Annotated in this window: 19 protein-coding genes; 4 read left to right on the top strand and 15 right to left on the bottom strand. The window is 59.5% G+C overall.

Annotation, left to right across the window (positions count from 1 at the left end; genetic code table 11):
• Positions 1–112 precede the first annotated feature (112 nt).
• Positions 113–1,150, top strand: coding sequence for an Ldh family oxidoreductase (locus tag V6S97_RS19050; protein ID WP_020810895.1), 1,038 nt, complete (start codon positions 113–115; stop codon positions 1,148–1,150).
• Positions 1,151–1,438: 288 nt separating this feature from the next.
• On the opposite strand, the gene V6S97_RS19045 is transcribed toward V6S97_RS19050, so the two are convergent.
• The 3 genes from V6S97_RS19045 to ftsZ all read right to left on the bottom strand — a co-directional run bounded on the left by V6S97_RS19045 (position 1,439) and on the right by ftsZ (position 4,459).
• Positions 1,439–2,404, bottom strand: coding sequence for a dihydrodipicolinate synthase family protein (locus V6S97_RS19045; RefSeq protein WP_003505652.1), 966 nt, complete (start codon positions 2,402–2,404; stop codon positions 1,439–1,441).
• Between the two features lie 109 nt (positions 2,405–2,513).
• Positions 2,514–3,212 (bottom strand): GntR family transcriptional regulator, encoded by a 699-nt coding sequence (locus V6S97_RS19040; protein ID WP_003505651.1) that lies wholly within the window; start codon positions 3,210–3,212, stop codon positions 2,514–2,516.
• 284 nt (positions 3,213–3,496) lie between these two features.
• Positions 3,497–4,459, bottom strand: coding sequence for a cell division protein FtsZ (gene ftsZ / locus V6S97_RS19035; protein ID WP_020810894.1), 963 nt, complete (start codon positions 4,457–4,459; stop codon positions 3,497–3,499).
• 479 nt (positions 4,460–4,938) lie between these two features.
• On the opposite strand from ftsZ, the gene V6S97_RS19030 reads away from it, so the two are divergent.
• Positions 4,939–5,382 carry a response regulator gene (locus V6S97_RS19030; RefSeq protein ID WP_334427636.1) on the top strand — a complete coding sequence of 148 codons (444 nt, stop codon included), beginning with the start codon at positions 4,939–4,941 and terminating at the stop codon, positions 5,380–5,382.
• A 503-nt stretch (positions 5,383–5,885) separates the two neighbouring features.
• On the opposite strand, the gene V6S97_RS19025 is transcribed toward V6S97_RS19030, so the two are convergent.
• From V6S97_RS19025 to V6S97_RS18975, 11 genes are all read right to left on the bottom strand, one after another.
• Positions 5,886–6,032 (bottom strand): DUF1127 domain-containing protein, encoded by a 147-nt coding sequence (locus tag V6S97_RS19025; RefSeq protein WP_003505647.1) that lies wholly within the window; start codon positions 6,030–6,032, stop codon positions 5,886–5,888.
• Positions 6,033–6,249: 217 nt separating this feature from the next.
• Positions 6,250–6,852 carry a hypothetical protein gene (locus V6S97_RS19020; RefSeq protein WP_162686251.1) on the bottom strand — a complete coding sequence of 201 codons (603 nt, stop codon included), beginning with the start codon at positions 6,850–6,852 and terminating at the stop codon, positions 6,250–6,252.
• A 137-nt stretch (positions 6,853–6,989) separates the two neighbouring features.
• Positions 6,990–8,108, bottom strand: coding sequence for an ABC transporter permease (locus V6S97_RS19015; protein ID WP_020810891.1), 1,119 nt, complete (start codon positions 8,106–8,108; stop codon positions 6,990–6,992).
• Entirely contained in the window at positions 8,105–10,873 is a 2,769-nt protein-coding gene (rbbA, locus tag V6S97_RS19010; RefSeq protein ID WP_334427635.1) for a ribosome-associated ATPase/putative transporter RbbA, read from the bottom strand. The genes V6S97_RS19015 and rbbA overlap by 4 nt, the downstream gene beginning before the upstream one ends.
• Positions 10,874–10,884: 11 nt before the next feature.
• Positions 10,885–11,949 (bottom strand): HlyD family secretion protein, encoded by a 1,065-nt coding sequence (locus tag V6S97_RS19005; RefSeq protein ID WP_020810889.1) that lies wholly within the window; start codon positions 11,947–11,949, stop codon positions 10,885–10,887.
• Positions 11,950–12,354: 405 nt separating this feature from the next.
• Positions 12,355–13,728: an alpha-glucosidase/alpha-galactosidase gene (locus tag V6S97_RS19000; RefSeq protein WP_020810888.1), complete on the bottom strand. Its 1,374-nt coding sequence runs from the start codon at positions 13,726–13,728 to the stop codon at positions 12,355–12,357.
• Between the two features lie 21 nt (positions 13,729–13,749).
• Positions 13,750–15,417 (bottom strand): ABC transporter ATP-binding protein, encoded by a 1,668-nt coding sequence (locus V6S97_RS18995; protein WP_334427634.1) that lies wholly within the window; start codon positions 15,415–15,417, stop codon positions 13,750–13,752.
• 12 nt (positions 15,418–15,429) lie between these two features.
• Complete coding sequence (locus tag V6S97_RS18990; protein ID WP_020810886.1) at positions 15,430–16,566, bottom strand: ABC transporter permease; 1,137 nt, start codon at positions 16,564–16,566, stop codon at positions 15,430–15,432.
• Position 16,567: 1 nt separating this feature from the next.
• Positions 16,568–17,575 carry an ABC transporter permease gene (locus V6S97_RS18985; protein ID WP_149622169.1) on the bottom strand — a complete coding sequence of 336 codons (1,008 nt, stop codon included), beginning with the start codon at positions 17,573–17,575 and terminating at the stop codon, positions 16,568–16,570.
• Between the two features lie 144 nt (positions 17,576–17,719).
• Positions 17,720–19,807 (bottom strand): ABC transporter substrate-binding protein, encoded by a 2,088-nt coding sequence (locus tag V6S97_RS18980; RefSeq protein WP_031234010.1) that lies wholly within the window; start codon positions 19,805–19,807, stop codon positions 17,720–17,722.
• A gap of 107 nt (positions 19,808–19,914) precedes the next feature.
• Positions 19,915–21,381, bottom strand: a complete 1,467-nt coding sequence (locus tag V6S97_RS18975) for an alpha-glucosidase/alpha-galactosidase (protein ID WP_020009828.1) — start codon at positions 21,379–21,381, stop codon at positions 19,915–19,917.
• 198 nt (positions 21,382–21,579) lie between these two features.
• On the opposite strand from V6S97_RS18975, the gene V6S97_RS18970 reads away from it, so the two are divergent.
• Complete coding sequence (locus V6S97_RS18970; RefSeq protein WP_080864433.1) at positions 21,580–22,467, top strand: AraC family transcriptional regulator; 888 nt, start codon at positions 21,580–21,582, stop codon at positions 22,465–22,467.
• A gap of 77 nt (positions 22,468–22,544) precedes the next feature.
• Complete coding sequence (locus V6S97_RS18965; protein WP_111784930.1) at positions 22,545–23,012, top strand: hypothetical protein; 468 nt, start codon at positions 22,545–22,547, stop codon at positions 23,010–23,012.
• 61 nt (positions 23,013–23,073) lie between these two features.
• Here the strand turns inward: V6S97_RS18965 and betC are convergent, their stop codons facing one another.
• Positions 23,074–24,588 (bottom strand): choline-sulfatase, encoded by a 1,515-nt coding sequence (gene betC / locus V6S97_RS18960; protein WP_112356706.1) that lies wholly within the window; start codon positions 24,586–24,588, stop codon positions 23,074–23,076.
• Positions 24,589–24,590: the final 2 nt, after the last annotated feature.

Here is a 24,590-nt window from a genome sequence, read left to right as displayed (position 1 = left end):
ATAAAGTGGATTCCCGCTCTGACACAGCCGCACCGAAAAGACACGTTGCATTACCCCAGCCATTGTATACTTTATGTATTCAAAATGTGCGAGCCGATATCGGAGGATTATGATGAGCGACACCACCACCTTGACCATCGACGAACTATTTCAACGGGTGGAGGCGATTTTCCGCAGGGCTGGCTTAAATGCCGTGCAGTCGGGAGCGCTGGCGCGCGTCATCACCGCCGGTGAGCGCGACGCCTGCAAGTCCCATGGCATTTACCGCATTGAAGGCGCATTGCGCACCGTCAAGGCCGGCAAGGTGAAGCCCGATGCCACACCTGATGTGGCCGAGGAGGACGGTACGGCGATCGTGAAGGTCAATGCCAATGGCGGCTTCGCCAATCCTGCCTTCGAGCTTGGCCTGCCGGTTCTGGTGGAACGCGCGGAACGTTTGGGCGTCGCCGCACTCGTCATCAATGACTGCACCCATTTTTCGGCGCTCTGGCCCGAGGTGGAGGGACTGACCTCGAACGGGCTGGCCGGACTGGTGATGTGCCCGAGCTATTCCACCGTCGCGCCGACGGGAGGAACCAAACCGCTGCTCGGCACCAACCCCTTCGCTTTCGGCTGGCCGCGCAAGGACACCTCGCCTTACGTCTTTGATTTCGCGACATCCGTTGCCGCCCGCGGCGAGATAGAACTGCACCGGCGCGCGGGAAAACCTTTACCCGAAGGCTGGGCGGTCGATGCAGACGGCAATCCGACGACGGACCCGGAGGCGGCCCTTGCCGGCGCCATGCTGCCCTTTGGCGGCCACAAGGGTTCTGCCATCGGCACCATGATCGAGCTTCTCGCCGGCATCATGATCGGCGACCTCACCAGTCCCGAAGTGCTGGACTATCTCGGCACCACCACGCTTGCGCCCTTCCATGGGGAACTGATCGTCGCCTTTTCCCCGGAGGCCTTTGCCAAGGGGCGGCCGGGAGACCCCTTCCAGCGCGCGGAAGTGCTGTTTGACGCCATCATCGGCCAGGGCGCCCGCCTGCCCTCCGGCCGCCGTTTTGCCGCCCGTGCCAAATCGGAAAATGAAGGTATTACGCTGACCGCTGCAGAAGTGGCCGGGCTCGACCAACTGCTGGAGAAGGGACTGGACGCGGTCTCCTGACCGCAAAGCGGAAACAAGAAGGCTCGCGAACGCGGGCCTTCTCGCAATGACAAAGTCACTCAGCGTTTTTTTGCAACTGCACAGCATCCCCCGCCCCGTCACCCCGGACCTGATCCGGGGTCCAATGCGATCAAGTCTTTGATCACGAAAGACTCATTCCTCACGGCGCAGACGCGCCGTGGCTGGATGCCGGGTCAAGTCCAGCATGACGGAGGGGAGACATCAAACCTCCTGACATGCAAAAAAGGCCCGCATTTGCGGGCCTTTTGTTTTCACATCAGCGGCTGCTTAGGCAGCCTTGCAGGCCTGCACGGCACCCGGAAGCTTGCTCCAGTCGGCATACCAGCTGTTGAACAGCTTGAACTGCGCTTCGACATAACCGCGCTGGCTGTCCGTCAGGGCATCGGTTTCGTTGAAGTGCAGCGTGTATTCCTTGTCGCCCTTCAGCACCATCATGTGCTTGAAATAGAGAACCAGATCCGGGCCTTCATCGAAGGACGAGAGAACGGCGAGCGCCTGTTCCAGTTCCAGCGCACGGGCGCGGGCATCCGCATCACCCTTGGCGGCGGCCTGCGACAGCTTGCAGAGGTGAATGACTTCCTTCGGCAGCACGTTGCCGATGCCGGTGATGGCGCCGGTTGCACCGCAATTGACGAAGCCGTGGAAAACGGCGGTATCGACGCCGATCATAAGAGTGACGTCGTCATCACGGCTGGTGATGTTTTCAGCAGCGTAACGCATATCCGCCGGGCCCCCGAATTCCTTGAAGCCGACGAGGTTCTTGTGCTCGGCGCGTAGCGCGAAGAAGAGATCGGCACGGGTGGCGAAGCCATAATAGGGGCTGTTGTAGATGACGGCCGGGATTTCAGGAGCCGCCGCGAGGATGGCCTTGAAATGCGCCTTCTGGGCAGAGATGACCGAACCGCGCGACAGGACGCGCGGAATAACCATCAGACCCTTGGCGCCAACCTTCTGGGCGTGGGCAGCATGGGCAACGGCAGACGCCGTGTTGACCGCGCCGGTGCCGACGATGACCGGAATGCCAGCCTTCACCAGGCGCTCCACGCCTTCCATGCGCTGCTCATCCGTCAGGAGCGGCCAGTCGCCCATGGAACCGCAATAAACCACGGCCGACATGCCATCGGCGATCAGTTCCTTGCCCTTGCGAACAAGCGCATCGAAATCAGGGGTGCGATCATCCTTGCAGGGGGTCATCAAGGCGGGAATCACGCCGGAAAAAATGCTGGCCGTCATTACTAGCTCCTAAGGGACATGTTTTTCGGGAATGGACGCACGTCCGCGCCACCCTTTCGACAGGGACATTACTATCTTGTATTTTATTTGTCGACAAGAAATCGACAAGCTACAGATTTATTTCCAGCCGCTCGTTTCGCACCAGCAGTTTCTGCACCTGCCGCACGATCTGTTCGGCGTGCTCCCGCGCCAGCCTTTCGGAAAGAGCGATATCGCGAGCGGCAATCGCCGCGATCATCTCTTCATGATCATCGACGAAACGCTTGGGCAGACGATCATCATAGGACTGGTAATAAAGCCTGAGGATGCGCCGTCCCTCATCCAAAAGCCGCTTGAACAGGCTGGTGAAATAGGGGTTGCGCCCGGCTTCGGCGATGGAAAGGTGAAGGGCGGCATTGGTGGAAATCATCGCCAGCGCATCCTGCTCCTCGACCGCAATGGCGAATTCCGCGTTGTGGGCGCGGATTCCGGCCAGATCTTCCGGACGGTGATATTGCGCGGCAAGCTGGGTCGTTACCCGGTACATCAACACAAGCGCATCGAAATAGGTATGCATGTTGAGGAAATCGATATTCGACACCATGGTGGAGCGGTTCGGCAGCGTATCGATCAGCCCCTCGCCCGAAAGCCGCACCAGTGCCTCGCGGATGGGCGTGCGTGACATCTTGAACCGCTCGGCAAGCTGCACCTCGTCGATGGGACTGCCCGGCGGCAGAACCAGATCGAGAATCTCGTCGCGCAGCAGATCATAGACCATCTTCACGCCGGAGCCGCGCTTGCGCTCGGCAGAAGCAATTATATCCGTCATCATCAAATCCCTCTTGTCGACATAAAGAGTACTATTATATTTTTTCGCAATCAACGCCGCGCAGCGCCGTCGCCTCTTCGAATGGCGGAATAATTGTTCAAAAACAACAAAAAGCCGTCGCGAAAATTGCCCGCGACGGCTTTTAATCGTTCGGTTTGTGGCGTGGGCGTTATTACCCCGCTTAAGGAAAGACGATTTCTCTAGGGAGCCAAGAATACGCGGCTTGTCCCTTCTCCCCGGCGGGGAGAAGAAACGCCCAGCAATGCCGCCCCTCTAACAAGACGTTAGTTGCGCAGGCCGGTGGCCACGACGGAAATCTTGAAGGCACCATCAAGCGTGGGGTCGAAGGAAGCGCCCATAACCACGTCGGTCTCTTCGCTCACAGCTTCGCGCACCAGCGTCATCGCCTCGTCGATTTCATAAAGCGTCAGATCGTTGCCGCCCGAGATGGATACCAGCGCGCCACGCGCCTCCTTCAGCGAGGGTTCGCCGAGCAGCGGATTCGCGATGGCTGCGGCCGCCGCTTCCGAGGCGCGTTTCGGACCCTTGGCCTGCGCCGTGCCCATCAGCGCCCGGCCGCCATTCTTCATGACATAGCGCACGTCGGCGAAATCGAGATTGACGAGGCCTTCGCGCAGGATGAGATCGGTGATGCAGCGCACGCCAAGCGACAGGACCTTGTCGGCCGTCTTCAGCGCATTCTCGAAGGTGGTGCCGGCATCGGCGATGCGCAGCAGGTTCTGGTTGGGAATGACGATGACGGTATCGGCCGTGTTGAGCAGGTTGGCAAAGCCATATTCCGCAGCCCGCATGCGGCGCGCGCCCTCGAAGCTGAAGGGAAGCGTGACGACACCGACGGTCAGGATATTTTTCGCCCGGCAGGCTTCGGCGATGACGGGGGCAGCACCCGTGCCGGTGCCGCCGCCCATGCCCGCGGTGATGAAACACATGTCGTAACCGCTCAGGTGATCCATGATCTCGTCGAGGGAATCGATCGCCGCCTGCCGGCCGACCTCCGGATCAGCGCCCGCTCCAAGCCCGCCGGTCAGTTCGGAGCTGAGCTGCACGAGACGCGGCGCATCGGTTTTCTTCAGCGCCTGAGCATCCGTATTGGCGGCGATGAAATCAACGCCGCCGATGCCCTCGGCAATCATGTTGTTGATCGCGTTGCCGCCACCGCCACCGACGCCGACGACGGCGATATTGGGCGTGTTGCGGGCAATGGTGGCGCGCGGAGACTGGGTCATCGTCTTATTCTCTTTCTAAACTCATAGGGTCCCGCGCCGTTTTTTGACCGCGGCACGCGAATGATCGGCAAGGTCCCAGCGCTTCCTCCCCGAGCGGGAAAGAGGCTGTAACGCTTTGAATTTTCATGCAGGCCTATCGCCCCATAATGGCGAAAGACCGGCGTTCCAGGGGGCGAAAGATGCTCCACGGCGACGTTCTCCGACCCCTTCCCCGGATGAAAACCGAACCGAATCAACTGCTTCGCTTCCTAGAGGTGATAGCCGAAAAGGCGCGCCGTTTACACTCCATTCACTATGTTTATCTCACTTTGGAACGAGTTACGCCGACAAGTGTTTGCTTGCCGACCGCGCTGGAGCGGCGGGAGATAAAACGGAACCGGCCCTTCCCGCTCCAGGCATAGTTGACGCATCGAAGGCCCGAAAACCGCGCTGCACTTTTCGGTCCGGTGCTCTGAAGCACACAGAATGGAGACAGGCATATGTTGGCAGACGTCTTGCAGAACGAACCGGGTTTCCGCACGGAACAGCCGCGTGTGTTGATCGTGGAAGACGAATTCCTCATCGCCATGGATATAGAGGATTCCATTTTGCAGGCGGAAGAAGATGCTGATGTCATCGGCATCGCCAACCGGCTGGAAGAGGCCGTGGCGCTTGGCAGCCGCGCCGATATCGCCTTCGTCGACGTCAATCTTGCCGACGGACAGACCGGCCCGGAGATCGGGCGGCGGCTTTCCGAAGACCATGGCGTGGTGGTGATCTTCATGACGGCGAACCCCGAAGTCGTCGTCAATCTCGGCATAGGCGCCGGCGTGATCGCCAAGCCCGTGCCGCAGGATGCCGTGGAGCAGTGCCTTGCTTATGCCCTTGCCAGACGCGCAGGCACCCATGCCGTAACGCCCATCGGCATGATGGCTTTCGACTGAGATAATCCTGAAAATAAAGGGAAGTTTCCGAAAACAAAAAAGCCTGCCGCGGGAGGAGGTGCGGCAGGCTTTTTGAAAAGATGAACAGCGATATGGGAGGAGGAAAACCGCTGTCCCCGAGGCAATCCTTTGGGAGGAGGAGTAGGATCGCCCGCATTACCGAAAGGATGTGGGAGGAGGTACATCCGTTTCGATGATTTGAAGATACCATTTTTCTGCGCGTTTGACAGGCACAAGGTTGCAGCGCAGACATGCGTTTTGTGCATGGCAATATTCATCGTCGAAAATTCCTGGCGATTGGTTCGCTTCAGTCGTCCTCAGGCGTGGAATGACATCGCTTTGCACATACTCAACGTCATCCTCGGGCTTGACCCGAGGATCCTGACCCGTGGAAAGCAATGGATCCTCGGGTCAAGCCCGAGGATGACGGAGGAGAGGCCCCCAAAACAAAAACGCCCGCAAAGCGGGCGTTTGGGCATTCAATAGCGGCAATATCGTTATGATTACTTACCGACGGCGGCGCGGGCGACGCTGGTGATCTGGCTGCGATCGATACCGAGATCGTGCAGTTCACGGCTGCTCATACGGCCGAGTTCGTTGATGGTCTGACGATATTTGCGCCAATTGTTGAAGCTGCGTGCTACGTTCATGACATTACCCTTTCTGAGGTTTAGGTGACGTCAGTAACGTTTTCGTCCCGGCGTCCTTTGATGTCCTCTATATGCGCTTTTCGGTGACGCATTAACAGGCAGAATAAGGCAATCCACCCATGCACTGCATGCACGGGTTCCCCATGACGGTTTGCGGCGAAAAAGAAACGTGACTGAAATTCAGACAGTTCACCGGGCGTGGGACCATCCCTGCCGCTCAGAACTTGTAGCGGACGCCGAAGACGTTGGCGTTTGTGGCGCCTTTCATATTGCCCAATGTTTTGCCACCGCCGGAACGGTGGTGAAGACGCCAGAAGAATTCCGTCGAGGAATCCTCGCTGAAGGACACGTTGATTTCCGGCCCCAGATAAAACAGGACATTGGCATTGCCGTCGTCCTTGATTTCCTGTTCGCGCTCGCGGCCCCGCTGCGCATCCGTGACAAGGCTGAGGCCGGCGGTAAAGCTTGGCGTGATGAACAGCCGCTCTCCGAGCCTGATCTGCTCGTAACGCGCAACCGAACCCACCCAGACTTCACCCGTAAAGCCCTTGCCAAATCTGGCAGCGGCGCCGATTTCGCCGCCGAGTTTCACGTTGCCGATATGGTAGGGATAAAACTGGTAGCCGCCGCCCAGAATGGCGTTGCGCTCATATTCCACCGGAAAGAGGGCTGCACTTTTCAGCATGTCTTCTTTCGTCATGGCGCCGCCAAAACCGAATATCGCTTCGCTCGTCTCCGACGTCATATCTTCCGACGCGAGGGATGGTGTTGCCGCCAGAGCGATCATGGCTGCCAGTGAAAGACGTGCTGCAATATTCATTTTGCTACTCCTGAACAAAGCCCGCTTACCCAGCCGTCCTCATAGGCATATTCACGGAAGGCGAACATACCGTTACCGAACACAATTAATTCAACTTGCGTGGAAATGGGCAGAACAAGCGGAAAATCCGGCTGTCGTCAGCGCAGGAACCGCCTGAAACGGCGAAGCGCAAAAACGAAGAGCGCGGAGCCGATGGCCAGCAGCGCCAGCAATTGCGGCCAGACCACATCCAGCCCCGCCCCTCTGAAAAGCACCGATTGCGCCAGAATGACAAAATGGGTGTTTGGCGCAAGAAGCATGATGTACTGGATGATATCAGGCATGCTTTCACGCGGCGTCATGGCGCCCGAGAGCACCTGCAGCGGCAGCAGGAACAGGATCAGCAACATGCCGAATTGCGGCATGGAACCGGCGACGGTCGCGAGGAATATGCCCATTGAGGTCATGGCGAAGAGTTGCAATGCCGTTCCGAGCAGGAAAAGCGAAAGCGAGCCTTCGATCGGAATGGCGAGCAGCCCCCTGACGACCACGAACAGGGAAAATGCCGAGGCCACCAGCACGACGAGGCCCATGGACCAGACCTTGCTGAGCATGATTTCCAGCGGCGTGACCGGCATGACCAGCAGATGCTCGACCGTGCCGTGCTCCCGCTCGCGAATGAGCGCCGCCCCCGTCAGCACGATCGACAGCATGGTGATGGCGGTGATGATATTGTTGATCGAGCCGAACCAGGACTTGTCCAGCTCCGGGTTGAAACGGGAGCGCAGGGTGAGGTCCACCGGCACCGCAGTCGCACCGCGATAACGGTTGACATATTCCTGAACTTCGCTGGTCACGATGCTCTGCACATAACCGCCGCCGCTGAAGGCCTGGCTCATGCGGGTGGCGTCGATATTGAGCTGGATGGCCGGCTGCTGACCCGCCATCAGCCGGCGCTGGAAATCCGGAGGGATGTTGAGCGCGAAAGTATCGAGCCCGGCATCCATGCGCTTGTCCATTTCCGCGATGGAAATCTGCTTCGGCGGTGCGAAATAGGGTGGATAAAACGCCGTACTGATGCGGCCGGAAAGCGGTGACTGATCCTCATCGACAATGGCGATGGCGGCATTGTTCAGCGTTTCCGGCAGCGCGCTGGAGCCGGTGTAGATCTGCAGCGTGAAGGCATAGACAATCAGGAGCAGCAGCATGCCGTCACGCGCAAGGCCACGCAGTTCCTTGATGCCGAGCTGGAAGATGTTGGACGAAAACAGCCTCATGACGCCTGTTTCCTCAAAAGTGCGGCACCGGCACTAAGCAGCAGCGGAATGGCTATGATGAGCGGCAGGAACGAGCCGGAAAGCCCGGCGAAATCAAGCCCCTTCGAAAAGGTCCCGCGCGAAATGGTCATGAAATAGGTGGCCGGATAGATGTTACCGATAAAGGCGCCGGCGCCCTGCAGCGAGGAGACGGGATCGATCATGCCCGAATATTGCGTGGCCGGAATGAGCGTCAGCAGGGCCGTGCCGAAAATCGCTGCGATCTGGCTCTTCATGAAGGATGACATGAGAAGGCCAATGGAGGTGGCGATGATGACGTAGAGCAGCGCTCCCGCCGCATAGGCGAGATAACTTCCGGTGAAAGGCACCTGGAAGACGAAGACCGCAAATGCCGTCAGAAGCAGGAAATTGAGCATGCCGAGGGCGACATAGGGAAGCTGCTTGCCGATCAGGAATTCCAGCCGCGTGGTCGGCGTCACATAGAGATTGACGACGGAGCCAAGCTCCTTTTCCCTGACGACGCTGAGCGCCGCCAGCATGGCGGGAATAAGCATGAGCAGCAGCGGAATGACCGCCGGCACCATGGCGACGAGGCTTTTGACATCAGGATTGTAACGATAGCGCGTCTCGATGCTGAAGCTGTTCTGCGTGGCGGCGCTGCCGTAAATCTCGGCGGCCTTCCGCGCAAGCCATGTCTGGTGCATACCCTGCACGTAACCGCGCACCGTCTCGGCGCGCTGCGGCATGGCGCCGTCGATCCAGGCGCCCACCTCCACCGTCTTGCCGCGCAAGACATCCCGGCCAAAGCCGGGGGGAATTTCAATGGCAAGGCTGAGTTCCCCATCACGCATGCGCCGATCCATATCGGCATAGTCGCGGATCGGTTCCTTTTCGATGAAATAACGGGAGCCGGCAATATCGAGCACGTAGTCACGGCTGATGGTGGAATCGTCGCGGTCCAGCACCGCAAAGGTCAGGTCCTCGACATCGAGATTGATGCCGTATCCGATGACAAACATCAGGATAACGCTGCCGAGCACCGCCAGCGTTCCGCGAATGGGATCACGCTGCAATTCCAGCGCCTCACGGCGGGTATAGCTGAACATGCGCCTGAAATCGAAAAACCTCTTGCGGACGGGGGCGGCATGTTGTGTCGTGGGCACCTCAGCTGCCGGAGCGGACGGTGCAACGGGTTTCACTTTTTTCACACCCGAGGCATCCTCGAGATAGGCGACGAAAGCCTCTTCAAGCGTTGCGGCATTGCGGCTTTTGGTAATCGCATCAGGCGTATCGCTGATCAGCACCTTGCCGGCATGCATCAGCGAAATACGGTCGCAGCGCTCCGCCTCGTTCATGAAATGGGTGGAGATGAAGATGGTGACATTGTCGTCGCGCGAGAGATCGGCAAGGATTTGCCAGAACCCGTCGCGCGCCACCGGGTCGACACCGGAGGTCGGCTCATCGAGGATGAGAATGTCAGGCGAATGGATCATCGCCACCGCCAGCGACAGCCTCTGCCGGATGCCGAGCGGCAGGTCGTCCGGCAGGGTTTCCATGACCGCGCCGAGATCGAATCGCTCCGCCATTTCGGCGATACGCGGCTGAATGGTGTCTTCCGGCAGCTTGAACAGGCGGGCGTGAAGATCGAGGTTCTGCCGCACCGTCAGTTCTGAATAAAGCGAGAAGGCCTGGCTCATGTAACCGACGCGGTGGCGGATCGCCATGTCGCTCGCATCCACCTTGTGCCCGAAGAGCTTGGCCTCGCCTTCGCTGGCCGCCAGAAGCCCGGTCAGCATCTTCATGGTGGTGGATTTTCCGCAGCCGTTCGAACCGAGAAAGCCGAAAATCTCGCCGCGCGGAATCTTGAAGCTGACATTGTCGACGGCGGTGAAATCACCGAAGCGCATGCTGAGATGCGACGCCTCGATGGCGTAATCGCCCTCACCCGTCACCTTGCGCGGCGCGATATGGACCTCGTGGTAACCCTTGCGCTTTTCTTCGGGAAGAAGCGCGATGAAGGCTGCATCGAGATTGGGTGCCGACGTGCGCTCGAGAAGTTCGGCGGGCGAACCGGTAGCCAGTATTTTGCCGCCATCCATGGCGACCAGCCAGTCGAAACCGGCGGCCTCTTCCATATAGGCCGTGGCGACGATGACGCTCATGCCCGGACGCCCGGCCCGGATGGAATCGATCAATTCCCAGAACTGCCGGCGCGACAGCGGGTCAACGCCTGTGGTCGGCTCATCGAGGATAAGCAGGTCCGGATCGTGGATCAGCGCGCAGCAGAGCCCGAGTTTCTGCTTCATGCCGCCGGAAAGCTTCATCGCGGGGCGATCGGCGAATGGTTCGAGGCCGGTGCTCTTCAGCAATTCGGCAATGCGCGCCTGCCGCTCCCTGCTGCCCTGTCCGAACAGCCTGCCGAAAAAGTCGATATTCTCGAAGACGGACAGGGTGGGGTAAAGGTTCTTACCAAGACCCTGCGGCATATAGGCGATACGCGGGCAGGTATCCTCACGGTGGCGCGGATCGGACATGTCGCCACCCAGAACCTCCACCTTGCCCTTCTGGATGGCCCGCGCGCCGGAGACGAGCGACAACAGGCTCGACTTGCCGACGCCGTCAGGCCCGATGAGCCCTACCATCCTCCCTGCGGGAATCTCGACCGATATATCGGCCAGCGCAATGGTGCTTCCGAAGGTCAGCCGCACATCGGTCAATCGCGCGACCGGTGCGTTCCTGTCATTCGTTGCGGGAGGCGCGACCATGGTGGCCACCGTCACTTGACGAGATTGCGTTCGAGGTTTTCCGGCCAGGCGGCCTGCGGATCAAGCCGTACATAGGCCATGCCGGGCAGTCCGGTTTTGACATACTGGATATATTTCTGCAGCAGTTCCTGCGGAATTTGCGCCCGCACCCGGAAGGTGAGCTTCTGGCGTTCCTCTTCGGTTTCAACCGTCTTCGGCGTGAACTGCGCGACATCGGCCACAAAGGAAACTTTCGCCGGGATGGTGTATTGCGGTGCCGCATCCAGTATCAGGCGCACATCGGAGCCCATGGACGTGCGGCCAGCCTCTGCCGTCGGCAGGAAGAAGGTCATGTAGACGTCTCCGAGATCGACGAGGTTGAGAACCCGTCCACCGGCGGACAGCACTTCTCCGGGCTGGGCGATCCTATATTGCACGCGGCCGTCGCGGGGCGATTTCAGCGTCGCATCGGCTATGTCAGTCTCAATGCTTTCAATATCGGCCTGCGCCGCATCGACAGCCGCCTCGGCATCAACGATCTGCGCTTTGGCCGCGTTGATTGCCGCATCGGAGGCGGCAAGCGAGGCCTGCGCGGAGGCGAGTGTGGCGCGGGCGGACAGCTCGGCGGCTTCACCGTCGTCGACGATCTGCTGCGAAACGGCATTGCCCGTCAGCAGCTGCTTCGAGCGCGCATAGGTCTTGGAGGCGGAATCAAGCTGGGCCTTGCGCTGTTCCACGATCGCCAGCGCCGAGGTCTTCTCCGCCTCCCGCTGTGCGACAAGGCTGTTGGCCGTATCGATTGCTATTTTCGCACGGCGAAACTGTGCTTCCGCCTGACGCTTCCGCGCTTCCAGCTGGGCGGTGTCCATCTGCGCCAGCACCTGTCCGGCCTTCACGAAATCGCCTTCGCGCACCATGATGTCCTGAAGGCGACCGGCGGTCTTGGTGGAAATGTCGATCTCGACCGCCTCGATCCGACCGTTGCTGGACGCGAAACCGGAAGGCAGCCCCTCCCCCTTCAGCTTCGACCAGGCAAAGTAAGCGGCAACGGCAACAGCCAGAACCACCAGACCAATGAGCAAGCCTTTTTTAGACATCCGTCTTCCCCATGAACCCTTCAGGTTTCAACCGTAATACGTAAAAACCGAAGAAGCCAGCCACCATCGCGTTTAGAATTCGCACCCGACATTTCTCCTAGCCAAGCGAGAACAGATCGGGTCAAGGGCTGTTTAGGTGTCGTGGTGTTTCGTGGCCTTGACACAAGTCAAATGGGCCCAAGGATGTTTCGGGCAGGAAGCTGGGAGGGTGCAAATTGCGCTCGTCAAACGTTCTGCTGCTGTCGTCGCGACTGTCCAGAGGTTGCTGACACCACACTCGTCGTCATCAACGGGTTTGACCCGAGGATGACGACGGAGAGGTTTTAGGGCCACTGCCGGAAGTCCCGAAGGCAAGTGCGTTTCTCACAGCCGCCTTCGGACTTCCGGGCAAAGACAGGGCCAACCTTAAACCGCCCGCGCCCGCTTCACTTCCACCTGCGTCCATTCCGGCAGCCAGTCGCGATGGGCCAGCAGCAGATCGTCCACCAGCGACCATATCTGGTCGAGGTCGAGTTCGGCTGCGGTATGCGGGTCCATCATCGCGGCATGGAAGATATGCTCGCGATTTTCGCTCATCAGCGCCCGAACCGTCAGTTCCTGCACATTGATGTTGGTGCGCATCAGCGCTGTCAGTTGCGGCGGCAATTCGCCGATGAAGGTCGGCTGTATGCCGTTATGATCGACCAGACAGGGCACTTCCGCCGCGCAATCAGATGGCAGCGAGGTGATGCAGCCATTGTTGCGCTGGTTGCCGTAGATGACAGAAGGCTCGCCGGTCCAGACCGAGTTGATGATGGAGGAAGCATATTCCTTCGATTGTTTGACCTCGATCTTCTCGGCCGAACGATAGGCCGCCGCCTGCCCTTTCCAGCGCTCGATCTGCTCGATGCAGCGCTTCGGATATTCATCAAGCGGGATGCCGAATTTCTCGATCAGGTCTTCGCGTCCTTCCTTGATGAAATAGGGCGTATATTCGGCAAAATGCTCGGAACTTTCGGTAACGAAATAACCGAGCCGCGTCAGCATCTCGTAACGCACCTTGTTTGGGCAGCGCGGGTTCCAGCCGGGCTTTGGCGCACGGCCTTCGCGATAGGCGCGCACGAGATCGGGATAAAGGCTCCTGTAGCTGCCATCCGGCTGGCGATGTTCGAATTCGAGGAAAAACGCCATGTGATTGATGCCGGCCGAACGGTAACGGATTTCCTCGTATGGGATATCGAGATCATGGGCGAGTTCCATGGCCGTGCCCTGAACCGAATGGCAAAGACCCACCTGCCGGATCGTCGGGTACTTCTCGGCAATCGCCCAGGTATTGATCGCCATGGGGTTCACATATTGCAGCATGATCGCGTTCGGGCAGACGGCCAGCATGTCCTCGCAGATCTTCCACAGATGCGGCACGGTGCGAAGACCGCGCATGATGCCGCCGACGCCGAGCGTATCGGCAATGGTCTGGCGCAGGCCATATTTGCGCGGCACCTCGAAATCGGTGACCGTGCAGGGCTCGTACCCGCCTATCTGAAAAGCGACGACGACGAAATCCGCGCCGGCAAGCGCCTTTTTCTGGTCGGTATAGGTCTCGGCCTTCGCCTTTGCCCCCAGCGTCGAAATCAGCTTGTTGACGACGATGGCGCTTTCTTCCAGCCTTTCACGGTTGATATCCATGAGTGCGATGGTGGCGCCCGAAAGGGCCGGACGCTGCAGCACGTCGCCGACGATGTTCTTCATGAACACCGTGGAGCCTGCGCCGATAAATGTGATCTTGGGATCTCTTGCCATGTCTACCTCCGGCATTGGAATTCAAGCGATTTCGAAGGCGGCCCGTACAAGCCGCTGAGTATATTCTGTGTTTGGGTTTGTCAGCACATCCTCGACAGGACCTTGCTCAACGATCTGCCCGCGCTGCATGACGATGACGCGGTGGCAGAGCGCGCGAACCACTTTCAGGTCGTGGGAGATGAACAGGTAGCTCAGACCCCGCTCGTCCTGCAGCTTGCGCAGCAGATCGATGATCTGCGCCTGCACGGAAAGATCGAGCGCCGAGGTCGGCTCATCGAGCAGGATGAATTCCGGCTCCAGCGCCACGGCGCGCGCAATGGCGATGCGCTGGCGCTGGCCGCCTGAGAACTCATGTGGGAAACGTGAGAGGATGTTACCGGGCATGCCGGCCACCTCCAGCGCATCACGCACCCGGTCCAGCCTTTCTGTCTTGGTCCGGCCAAGGCCGTTGATGATCAGCCCTTCCTCGATGATCTGGCCGATGGTCATGCGCGGATTGAGCGACGCGAAGGGGTCCTGAAACACGATCTGCATGCGCGAACGCAGGGGCCGCATCTCAGCGCGGGAGCGGCCATCGACCCTCTCCCCATCAAAGATCACCTCGCCGCCCACCGGTTCGTTCAGCCGCAGCAGGGATTGGCCGAAGGTCGTCTTGCCGGAACCGGATTCGCCGACGAGGCCCAGAGTCTCGTGCCGATTGAGGGTGAGCCCCAGGCTGTCGACGGCGATCAGTTCCTTCAGTTCCGGTTTGAACAGTCCGCCATAACGCATCATGAAGGAGACACGCACGCCGCTTGCCGTGAGCAGCACGCCGGAATTCTCCGGCAGCGGCTTTGCCGTTCCCTGCGGTTCGGAAGCGAGCAGCCTTTTCGTGTAGGGGTGCTGCGGTGCTGCAAACAGCTGTTCGGTGGTGTTATGTTCGCGCATCTCGCCATGCTGCATGACGTAAACGTAGTCGGAAAACTGCTTCACGATCGTCAGGTCATGGGTAATGAGCACCACGGCCATGCCGCGTTTTTTCTGCAGATCGCGGATAAGGTTGAGAATCTGCGCCTGCACCGTCACATCGAGCGCGGTGGTGGGTTCATCAGCAATCAGCACATCAGGATCGTTGGAGAGCGCCATGGCGATCATCACACGCTGCCGCTGGCCGCCGGAAAGCTGGTGCGGATATTGTTTCAGCCGCGCTTCCGGTTCCGGTATCTGCACCTGCCGCAGAAGATCGAGCGCCCTTGCCTCCGCTTCCTTGCGGCTGAGTTTTGAGTGCACCCGGATCGCCTCGACGATCTGGCTGCCGATCGTATAGATCGGGTTCAATGAACTCATCGGCTCCTGAAAGATCATCGAAATGCGATTGCCACGCAGCGCCCGGCGCTGGCGTGATGAGAATTTCAGGATGTCCTCGCCGTTGAAGCGCACCACCGCCGATTTCGAAATCGTTGCCCGCTTCGTCAGAAGGCCCATAACGGTGCGAGCCGTGACGGATTTCCCCGAACCGGACTCGCCGACGATTGCGATCGTCTCGCCGCGATAGAGCTGGAAGGAAATATCTTTCACCGCCTCCACCGTTCCGTGCTCCACCTTGAAGGTCACGGCAATGTTGCGGGCATCGATAATGGCATTGTCCTTGCGGTCATCGGCATCGAGGCGGATGGCGGGGGCGTAGGCGTTGTTCTGGGCAGCTACCATGTCACGCTCCTCTCAATAGGGATCGACGGCGTCACGCAGGCCGTCGCCCAGCGCGTTGAAGGCAAAGACGGTGACCAGCACGAACCCGACCGGCGCGAGGATCCATGGATAGGAACCGATGACGGAATAGGTCGCGGTATCCTGCAGCATCAGCCCCCAGGAGATGAGCGGCGGTTTCACCGCAAAACCGAGGAAACCGAGGAAGGATTCGAGCAGCACGACGCTCGGAATATGCAGGGTGACGGCGACGATCACGTGGCTCATCACATTCGGCAGAATGTGCTGGAAAATGATGCGCCGGTCGGTGGCCCCGACGGCAATCGCCGCCCGGACATAATCGATACGCGCCAGCGCCAGCGTCTTGCCGCGCACCTCGCGTGACATCTGCGCCCAGCCGAGCGCCGACATGACGCCAACCACGAAGACGAGGAAAACGGTGGTCGGTGCGGTGACGGGAATGAGCGATGTCAGCGCGAGATAAAGCGGCAATTGCGGAAAGGCGAGCACCACCTCCACGAAGCGCTGCACCCAGGCATCCAGCGGCCCGCCGAAATACCCTGATATCAAGCCGACACTGGTGCCGATGACGGTGACGATGGCAACGACGCTAAGCGCAATCGCGAGCGAGATGCGCGAACCATATATGGCGCGCGACAGCACATCGCGCCCGAACTTGTCGGTTCCGAGAAAATGCACCGGCTGGCCGTCGGTCGAGCCGAAGAAGTGACGGCTCATCGGGATGAGGCCCAAAAGCCTGTATTCCGCGCCTTCGACGAAGAAGCCGAGATAGACGGGATTGTCGTAGTCCGGCCCGACGATAGGCTGGAACGTCACCGGATCGAGTTCTTCGGTCTCGGCAGTCGCATAAACCCGGGGGAAAGGACTGATATTGCCGTCCTTGTCAGAAAAACGCACCACCTGCGGCGGCGAGAAGCTGGCATTGGTTTCCAGCGGGTTCATCGGCGCGAAGAAATCGGCGAAAATTGCGATCAGGATCAAGAGCACGACCAGCACCAGCCCCAGCATGCCGGTGAAGGACCGCCTTAGACGCCGCCATACCAGGGCGAGATAGGACTCGTTGCCCTGCGTGCCGCGTTCGGGCTTGGGGGTGGCGGTGGTTTCGGTCTTCATGTTGTCAACGGCCACCATCTCAAGCCCTCCCGAATTCGCGAACGCGCGGGTCGAGCATGGCGAGCAGCATGTCGGCGATGATGTTGCCGACGATCAGCGTGGCGGCGAGCACCATCATGAAGGTCGCGGTGACGTAGACATCCCCCACCGCCATGGAGCCGACAATGGCCGGACCGACGGTCGGCAATGCGAAGATGATGGCGGTCTCGATTTCGCCGCTCAGCATATAGGGCAGCACAACGCCCTGATACATGACGAGCGGGTGCACCGCATTCGGCACGGCATGGCGCATGATGACCGCGCCTTCCGAAAGACCCTTTGCGCGCGCCGTTTCCACATATTGCGCATTCAGCGTATCGAGCAGATTGCCGCGCATCACCCGCATGTTGTAGGCGAGGCCGCCGAAGACGGCGATGGCGACCACCGGCCAGACATGGCTGACCAGATCGACAAATTTGCCCCACGACCACGGCGCACCGCCATATTGCGGCGAGAAGAAGCTGCCGATCTCAGACACATCGAAATGAAACACCATCAGATAGACAAGGATCAGCGCCATCAGGAAGCGCGGGATGGTCATGCCGAGAAAGGCGATGGTGGAGAGCAGGTTGTCGACCCAGGAATATTGCCGCGTAGCGGCCCAGATTCCGAAGGCGATGCCGAGAACAGATGCGAAGATGTGGCAGACCAGCGCCAGCGCAATGGTGCGCGGCAGGCGTTCGCCAACCACATCGGCGACCGGCTTGTTGTAGTAGAAACTGTAGCCGAAATCGCCACGGGTGATGATACCGCCGATCCAGTTGAAATATTGCATCACGAGCGGCTTATCGAGGCCGTGTTCGATACGATAGGCCTGCGCCTGCGCTTCCGCCTGTTCGAAGGAAGCCCCGCCCTGGTTCATCAGCTGCGAGCGGATGTAGTCTGCATAATCGCCGGGCGGCGCCTGAATGATGGCGAATGTCACCACACTCAGGATCAGCAGCACCGGAACGGCGGAGCCTATGCGTATCATCAGGAATCTCAGCATCGAACGGTCTTCCTCCGTTTGGATGGGCCGTGTGTCTCCGGCCGCGCTTCACGCGCGACCGGTACCGGGTGTGCTCCGGGAGGAGTACTTCAAGGTATTCGCATTTCCGGACGGAAACCGGGGTCCGGTTTTTCTGGAAATGCTTTAGTTGATCGGGCCGCCCTCACCCGGCTTGCCGGGAAGCTGCTGCGGGAAGAGTTCGTATTTGCCCTGCTTGTCGGCCGCGACCCACAGCCGTTCACGGATGATGGAATCTTCGGCCCAGTTGAACATGAAGATCGGCGTACCCTGCGGCACGTTGGAGAACCGCTTGTTGACGATGAGCGCGCCGGGATATTCGGTGAGGCCAATCGTATAGAGGTTCTGCGTGTAGACCTTCTGATATTGCTTCATCAGTTCCGCCCGCTCGGCATTGTCCTGCGAGGAGATGAACTTGCGTACCAGATCGGCCATCTCTTTCTCGAACGGCATCAGATCGAGTTCCTTGCCCTCGGGCGAGCGGTGGTTCCAGCTTGTGCGGGGGCCGACGGGTGCCAGCTGCTCGGTATTCTGCACCACGGAGGAAAGCTCGGTGGAGTTGCGGCGCACCAGCCAGTCGAACTGCCCGCCATAATGGGCGGCATCGCGCTGGTTGGAATCGAGGCTGTTGATGACGACGCGCAGGCCGAGTTTCGCCATCTGGCCAACGAGACCTTCCGCAAGGCTCTTGTCCGTCGCGTAGCCGTTATTGACGAGAAGGGTAATCTCGACATTGCGGCCGCCGAGCGTTTCCTTGGGGAAATTCAGGAACCCATCGCCATCGGTGTCCTTCAGGCCGATTGAGGCGAGCGAGGCCTTGGCGGCTTCGAGGTTGAAGGGGTAATAGACCGTGGAGGCGCGATCATAGAAGCTGGTGCCAGACGAAATGCCGCCCGGATAGATCGCCGTGAAAGGCCCCTTCACAAGCGAGTCGCCGATCGCCTTTCGATCGAGAGCGGAAGTGACCGCCTGGCGAAATACCTCATTGCGGTTCAGCTCACGAATGGCCTGTCCGCGCTCATCCGGATTGCCCCAGCCATTGGCGGAAAAGTTCATCTGCAGATTATAGCCGATGAGGCGCGGCCCAAAGGCAAGGCGGGCCGGCGCATTGGGATCTGCGGCGCGTTTCAGTGATGCGACGAAATTCTCCGGCTGTTCAAGATTGGAGAAATCGCCCGAGCCCGCAACGGCCTGCACATCGCGGTCCGCCCAGGTGGAAAGCTTGTAGTGGACCTCGTTGAGATAGGGCAGCTGCTGGCCCTTTTCATCGACCTTCCAGTAATAGGGGTTGCGCCGCAGCACGATGAGATCGTCCGGCCGATATGACACAGGCACCCATGCGCCCATGACCGGCATGTTCATATACTCAGGCGGGAAAGCGTTCTTGAACTGGTTATAGGTGTTCTTTGAATATTTCGGATGCTGGGGCTTCAGAATATGCGACGGCCCGGGGCAGAAGCTCGGATAGGCCATGGTGTAGAGATATTGCTTGGGAAAGGCAGCCTTGAAGGTCCATTGGACGGTGTAATCATCGACCTTCTTCAGCGTCGTTCCCTCACCGAAAGCCTCCGGCGAGGCGCCGCCGCCAAGCGGTGAAACATTGGGGTCGATGACGGCATCTTCCCAATAGAATATCACATCATCGGCGTTGAAGGGTTCACCGTCCGACCATTTGGCCCCCTTGACGAGATGCATCGTCAGCTTGTGGCCGTCTTCAGACCATTCCCAGCTTTTCGCCAGATTGGGCAGCGGCTCGGTATCCTTGGCATCCACCTGGAAAAGCGGCGCGGTACGCGTCAGGCATTCGGAAAGGGCGATATCGATGCCGCCCCAGCCCTGGCTCTGGCCGGCAATATAGTTCCAGCCCTCCGGCCGGCCGCCGACCACATGGCGCATGGTATCGCCATAAACGCCCATACCGTCAGGCATGTTGCCGGTCTTGTAGACGAGTGGTTCTTCCGGCAGGCGTTCCTTCAGCGGCGGCAGCTTGCCGGTCTTTTCGAATTTCTCGCTGACCCAGTCCGGCTCGCTGTAGTCAGGCAGCGCCTTGAATTCGAGGATCGAGTCGCGCGCCACGTAATTGATCTTGCCTTCGGCCGGAAATTGCGGCGGCTCGGGCGGCGTGGTGGTCTCGAAGGCATTCGCATTGAGTGCGATCATCGAAACACTGAGCCCCAGTGCCGAGATGATACCGATCTTGCGTTGAAGTAACATCGTCATTCCTCCCAAATGGCAGCTCTTCGACCGCCCACCCTCTGTGATCGTTCCGGTCGTGGCGGCGGACTCCCTTCCGCCGCCAGACCTGTTCCCATGTCTTTTCCTCAAACAGCCTTTTTCAGCGCCGATTTCTCGGCGCGCAATTCCTCGATGGAACGCACGTTGCGGCGTGCGGCGCCGGCCCAGTCGCGGGTCTTGACGCTCGATGTCGCAAGCCGCTCCTTCGCCGCCGGTACGGCATCGGCATATTGCGGCAGCCAGCGCGCTTGCGCGACAACCATCTCGTCCACCATCTGCCAGACCTCCTCCGGCGTGGCGACGGCGCCCACCAGCGGGTCATGCAGCACGGCGAGCTTCAAAAGATCGATATCGCCGCTCACCGCCGCATGGACAGACATGCGCTGCACATTGATGGAGGCCATGCAGGTGGCTGCACAGGCTTCCGGCAATGTTACGCCCGAGACCATGTTGATGCCGAAACGGTCGACAAAGCCGGGCGATTCGATGATGGCATCCGCCGGCAGATTGCTGATGACGCCATTGTTCTTGACGTTGAAATGGCCGCGATAGACCCGTCCCGTCTCCAGCGCTTCCAGAATATGGCTTGCGTGTTCATTGGAGCGCTTGGCCGGATCGATCGGCTTGGCGGCTGAGGCGAGGAACTGCGGAAACTCCGTTTCGAACCAGTTGCGCGTCTCGGTGGAGTGACGCAGATAACCGCCGGTTTCGCCGTGAATCCAGTCGGACATGTCTATCCAGCGGGAGATTTCATCCGGGCGCTTGCGATACCACGGCAGATATTCGGAGAGATGGCCGTTGCTTTCGGTCGAATAGACGCCGAAACGCTTCAGCACGTCGATGCGCAGCTTCTCCTGCTGCGAAAAGACCGGATGCGCTTCGAAGGCCGCGACCAGCTCATCCTTGCCGATCTTGCGGCCGTTAAGCCTCAGATCGATGAACCATGTCTGGTGGTTGATGCCCGAGCAGATGTAATCGAGTTCGGAGGGGGATTTCGCACCGAGGATTTCGGCGATCTGTTCCGCGCCATGCTGCACGCCGTGGCAGAGGCCGACCGTATCCACCTTGCCGTATTCGATGGCCGCCCAGGTATTCATGGCCATGGGGTTGGCGTAGTTCAGGAATTTCGCACCCGGTGCTGCGACTTCGCGTATATCCTTGCAGAAATCGAGAATGACCGGAATGTTGCGCTGACCATAGAGAATGCCGCCGGCGCAGATGGTATCGCCCACACACTGGTCGATGCCGTATTTCAGCGGAATGCGGATGTCGTCGGCATAGGCTTCGAGCCCACCGACCCGCACGCAGCTGATGATATATTTCGCGCCCTCCAGCGCCCGGCGGCGGTCCGTATGCGCTGTCACCTTTACGGGAAAACCATTGGCCTCAACGACCTTGTCGAGGATCGCCCTGATCATATCCAGATTGTGCTGGCTGATATCCGTCAGCGCGACTTCGATGTCGCGAAACTCCGGTACGCACAGGAGATCGGTGAACAGTTTTTTCGTGAAACCGACGCTGCCTGCGCCAATAATAGCGATTTTGAAACTCATAACGCCACCTCTGTTGCAAATCGAACGGGTGAAACGGGCCGAAGGATCATGAAATGGCGCTGCAGGAAAATACCCGTGAGAATCCCGGAAAACCGGCCTTCCTCCCAAATTTTTCAGCAACAATATCCCGCTGGCTGTCTCCTCGGATCGGGATTATGCGTATAAAGTTCGATAGAACCAGAGAAGGATTATGCTTTCATGGGTAATTTTGTGCTGCAGGATTTGATCGATCAGGGGCCCTGCATGCGAACCGTCTCGCTGCCGCGCGGCCGCCAGACGCTGCACACCATGCCGACCAGCAGCGGTTATGAAATCCGCCGCAGCGGCAATTACGACTGGGACGGGCGCAAACGCGGCCAGACGCCTTTTACCGTGCTGCAATATTGCATCGCCGGACAGGGCAACCTCCGTTACGAAAACCGCCACTATGTGGTGAGGCCGGGCGAAACCCTGCTGCTGCTCATTCCCCACAATCACCGCTACTGGCTGGAAGAGGGCAAGGAATGGGAATTCTTCTGGATTTCCATGAATGGCGAGGAAGCTTTGCGCATTCACCGCAATATCCTCTCTGTCACCGGCCCCGTCTTCAAACTCAAGTCCGAGACGGTGGACCAGCTCGCCGAATGCTGCTCAAGACTCGTCAATGGCGCGGAGACACCAGGCGCTGCCTCGGCCGTCGCTTACGAGGCGGCGATGACGCTTTATGATGATGTCTTCGGTTCGCACCCTTCCTTCGGCGGCGAATATCGCACGATGCAGCAGGTGCTGAGCTACATAGACAGTCACCTTGGCGAACGGCTGTCCGTCAGCGACCTTGCTGATGTGGCGGGCTTGAGCCGCGCGCATTTCTCCCGCATCTTCACGGCAAGCGAGGGCATGCCGCCTGCGGAATTTGTGCTGCAACGACGCCTGCGCCGGGCGGCCAAGCTTCTCACCTCGGCGGCCAACCTTCCCATCAAGGAGGTATCCGTGCTTTGCGGCTTCGAGGATCCGAATTATTTTTCCAAGGTCTTCCGCAGGCTCTACGGCACCAACCCGAGCGAATTCCGCACCACCGGCATGTATGCGAGCGTTCGGCAGAACTGACAGAAAATGCGACTTGGTTTTGACATTTTTCAGGCGATTAAGGATGCGTCTTACGCCCTATTTGGAGACCCGCCGAGGTGAAGAGCATAATCCGGACGATCCTCGTCTTTCCGCTTCGGGCGATCATCGTTTTCACCCTGATCCTCGACGGCATTTTCCGTCCGCTTTACCGGCCCGTCATCAGGGCCATATCCGGGCTGACATTCATCAAGCGACTGGAAAGCCGGATCGCGCGATTGCCGCGTCTTGCCATTCTCCTTTGCCTTGCGGTGCCCTTCGCCATCGCCGAACCCATGAAGATCATCGGTCTCGTCCTCATTGCCCATGGCGCCGTCAAGGCGGGGCTGGTTCTGACGGTCCTTGCCCATCTCGCGACATTCCTGATCGTCGAGCGCATTTATCACGCCGGCCGGGAAAAGCTCCTCACCTATCCCTGGCTCGCATGGATCATGCGCTATGTACGTTTCGCGCGTTCATTCTACGATCGCTTCAAACTTGCGGCACTGAACTGGATCAAGCTCCGGCTTCTCGTGTCGCAGCGATGAAAAGCAGGTCCTTTCCATTGGCGACAAACCTAAAAATGCGGCGCGATCCGCCCCGCCCGCTTCATTCCCCGCGCGGATACCGCTGGTTTTCCTCCAGCACGTTGAGGTCCATGTGGTTGCGCATATAGCGCTCGGAGGCCTTCTGCAAAGGCTGGTAATCCCACGGGTAATAAGCGCCGTTGCGCAGCGCCTTGTACACCACCCAGCGACGCGCCTGGCTTTCCCGCACCGCAGCATCGAAAACCGGGAGCTGCCAGCGGCTGTCGATTTCAGCGGAAAGCGATGAGAGGACAGCGCTGAAAGCAGGATCGCCGGCAAGGTTCGTGCGTTCCTCGGGGTCCGCCTCGATATCATAGAGCAACGGCGGATCGGCCTCGCAGACCGACAGCTTGTAGCGGCCGTCGCGAAGGGCAACGAGCGGTGCTATCGAGCCTTCGGCGGCATATTCCATCGGCACCGGGCCGCGCTCGCCAGTCCCCGCTGCCAGCGCCGCCAGATCCTCGCCATCCGTCCAGCGTTTGAGCGAGGTGATATCGAGCCCCGCCAGACCGCAGAGCGTCGGCGTGACATCGAGTGTGGAGACTGGCGTGTCGATCAAAGCCGGCTGCCAGCCGGGTGCGGCCACCATCAAGGGCACGCGGGCGGAACCTTCGAAGAAACACATCTTGAACCACAGCCCGCGCTCGCCCAGCATATCGCCATGGTCGGACAGGAAGAGAATGATCGTGTCCTCCTCCATCCGCGTCGCCTTCAGCACCTCGAGAATTTCGCCGATCTTCTCGTCAATATAGGAGATATTGGCGAAATAACCGCGCCGTGCCCGGCGTATCTGCTCCGGTGAAATATCGAAAACTTCGTGATCGCAGGCTTCCAGCAACCGTTTCGAATGTGGGTCCTGCTCGTCGAAGGCAATCGCCGGTGTCTGCGGATCAAGCTCTGGGCAGTCTTCGTAGAGGTCCCAGAATTTGCGCCGCGCCACATAGGGGTCGTGCGGATGGGTGAAGCTGACTGTCAGGCACCACGGCCGATCATCGAGGCGGCGTGACAAGTCGTAGAGCTTGCGGGTGGCGTGGTAGGCCACCTCATCATCATATTCCATCTGGTTGGTGATTTCGGCGACGCCTGCGCCGGTGACCGAACCGAGATTGTGATACCACCAGTCGATGCGTTCGCCGGGCTTGGTATAATCAGGCGTCCAGCCGAAATCCGCCGGATAGATATCCGTCGTCAGGCGCTCTTCGAAGCCATGCAGCTGGTCGGGTCCGACGAAATGCATCTTTCCTGAAAGGCCGGTGTAATAACCGGCCGCCCGCAGATGGTGTGCATAGGTCGGAATATCGGAGGCGAATTCGGCAGCATTGTCATAGACCCGCGTCCGGCTGGGCAACTGCCCGGACATGAAAGAAGCGCGGGCCGGCGCGCAGAGCGGGCTTGCCGTATAAGTGTTGGCGAAGCGGACAGACCGCTCCGCCAGTGCTTTCAGATGTGGTGCGTGCAGAAAATCTGCCGGGCCATCGGGAAAAAACGTCCCGTTGAACTGGTCGGCCATCAGGATCAGGATATTGGGACGCGGCATTT

Origin of the sequence: Agrobacterium sp. CCNWLW155 (genome assembly GCF_036888815.1) — a bacterium.
In the GTDB taxonomy this organism is placed as follows: Bacteria; Pseudomonadota; Alphaproteobacteria; order Rhizobiales; family Rhizobiaceae; genus Agrobacterium; species Agrobacterium radiobacter.
The sequence above is the reverse complement of the archived record's forward strand: the minus strand, read 5'-3'. Positions and strand labels throughout refer to the sequence as shown.

What these genes read in the sequence shown, in the direction of transcription:
- V6S97_RS19050 (WP_020810895.1), top strand. Translation starts at nt 113, where the DNA reads ATGAGCGACACCACCACCTTGACCATCGACGAACTATTTCAACGGGTG.
- V6S97_RS19045 (WP_003505652.1), bottom strand. Translation starts at nt 2,404, where the DNA reads ATGACGGCCAGCATTTTTTCCGGCGTGATTCCCGCCTTGATGACCCCC.
- V6S97_RS19040 (WP_003505651.1), bottom strand. Translation starts at nt 3,212, where the DNA reads ATGACGGATATAATTGCTTCTGCCGAGCGCAAGCGCGGCTCCGGCGTG.
- ftsZ (WP_020810894.1), bottom strand. Translation starts at nt 4,459, where the DNA reads ATGACCCAGTCTCCGCGCGCCACCATTGCCCGCAACACGCCCAATATC.
- V6S97_RS19030 (WP_334427636.1), top strand. Translation starts at nt 4,939, where the DNA reads ATGTTGGCAGACGTCTTGCAGAACGAACCGGGTTTCCGCACGGAACAG.
- V6S97_RS19025 (WP_003505647.1), bottom strand. Translation starts at nt 6,032, where the DNA reads ATGAACGTAGCACGCAGCTTCAACAATTGGCGCAAATATCGTCAGACC.
- V6S97_RS19020 (WP_162686251.1), bottom strand. Translation starts at nt 6,852, where the DNA reads ATGAATATTGCAGCACGTCTTTCACTGGCAGCCATGATCGCTCTGGCG.
- V6S97_RS19015 (WP_020810891.1), bottom strand. Translation starts at nt 8,108, where the DNA reads ATGAGGCTGTTTTCGTCCAACATCTTCCAGCTCGGCATCAAGGAACTG.
- rbbA (WP_334427635.1), bottom strand. Translation starts at nt 10,873, where the DNA reads ATGGTCGCGCCTCCCGCAACGAATGACAGGAACGCACCGGTCGCGCGA.
- V6S97_RS19005 (WP_020810889.1), bottom strand. Translation starts at nt 11,949, where the DNA reads ATGTCTAAAAAAGGCTTGCTCATTGGTCTGGTGGTTCTGGCTGTTGCC.
- V6S97_RS19000 (WP_020810888.1), bottom strand. Translation starts at nt 13,728, where the DNA reads ATGGCAAGAGATCCCAAGATCACATTTATCGGCGCAGGCTCCACGGTG.
- V6S97_RS18995 (WP_334427634.1), bottom strand. Translation starts at nt 15,417, where the DNA reads ATGGTAGCTGCCCAGAACAACGCCTACGCCCCCGCCATCCGCCTCGAT.
- V6S97_RS18990 (WP_020810886.1), bottom strand. Translation starts at nt 16,566, where the DNA reads ATGGTGGCCGTTGACAACATGAAGACCGAAACCACCGCCACCCCCAAG.
- V6S97_RS18985 (WP_149622169.1), bottom strand. Translation starts at nt 17,575, where the DNA reads ATGCTGAGATTCCTGATGATACGCATAGGCTCCGCCGTTCCGGTGCTG.
- V6S97_RS18980 (WP_031234010.1), bottom strand. Translation starts at nt 19,807, where the DNA reads ATGTTACTTCAACGCAAGATCGGTATCATCTCGGCACTGGGGCTCAGT.
- V6S97_RS18975 (WP_020009828.1), bottom strand. Translation starts at nt 21,381, where the DNA reads ATGAGTTTCAAAATCGCTATTATTGGCGCAGGCAGCGTCGGTTTCACG.
- V6S97_RS18970 (WP_080864433.1), top strand. Translation starts at nt 21,580, where the DNA reads ATGGGTAATTTTGTGCTGCAGGATTTGATCGATCAGGGGCCCTGCATG.
- betC (WP_112356706.1), bottom strand. Translation starts at nt 24,588, where the DNA reads ATGCCGCGTCCCAATATCCTGATCCTGATGGCCGACCAGTTCAACGGG.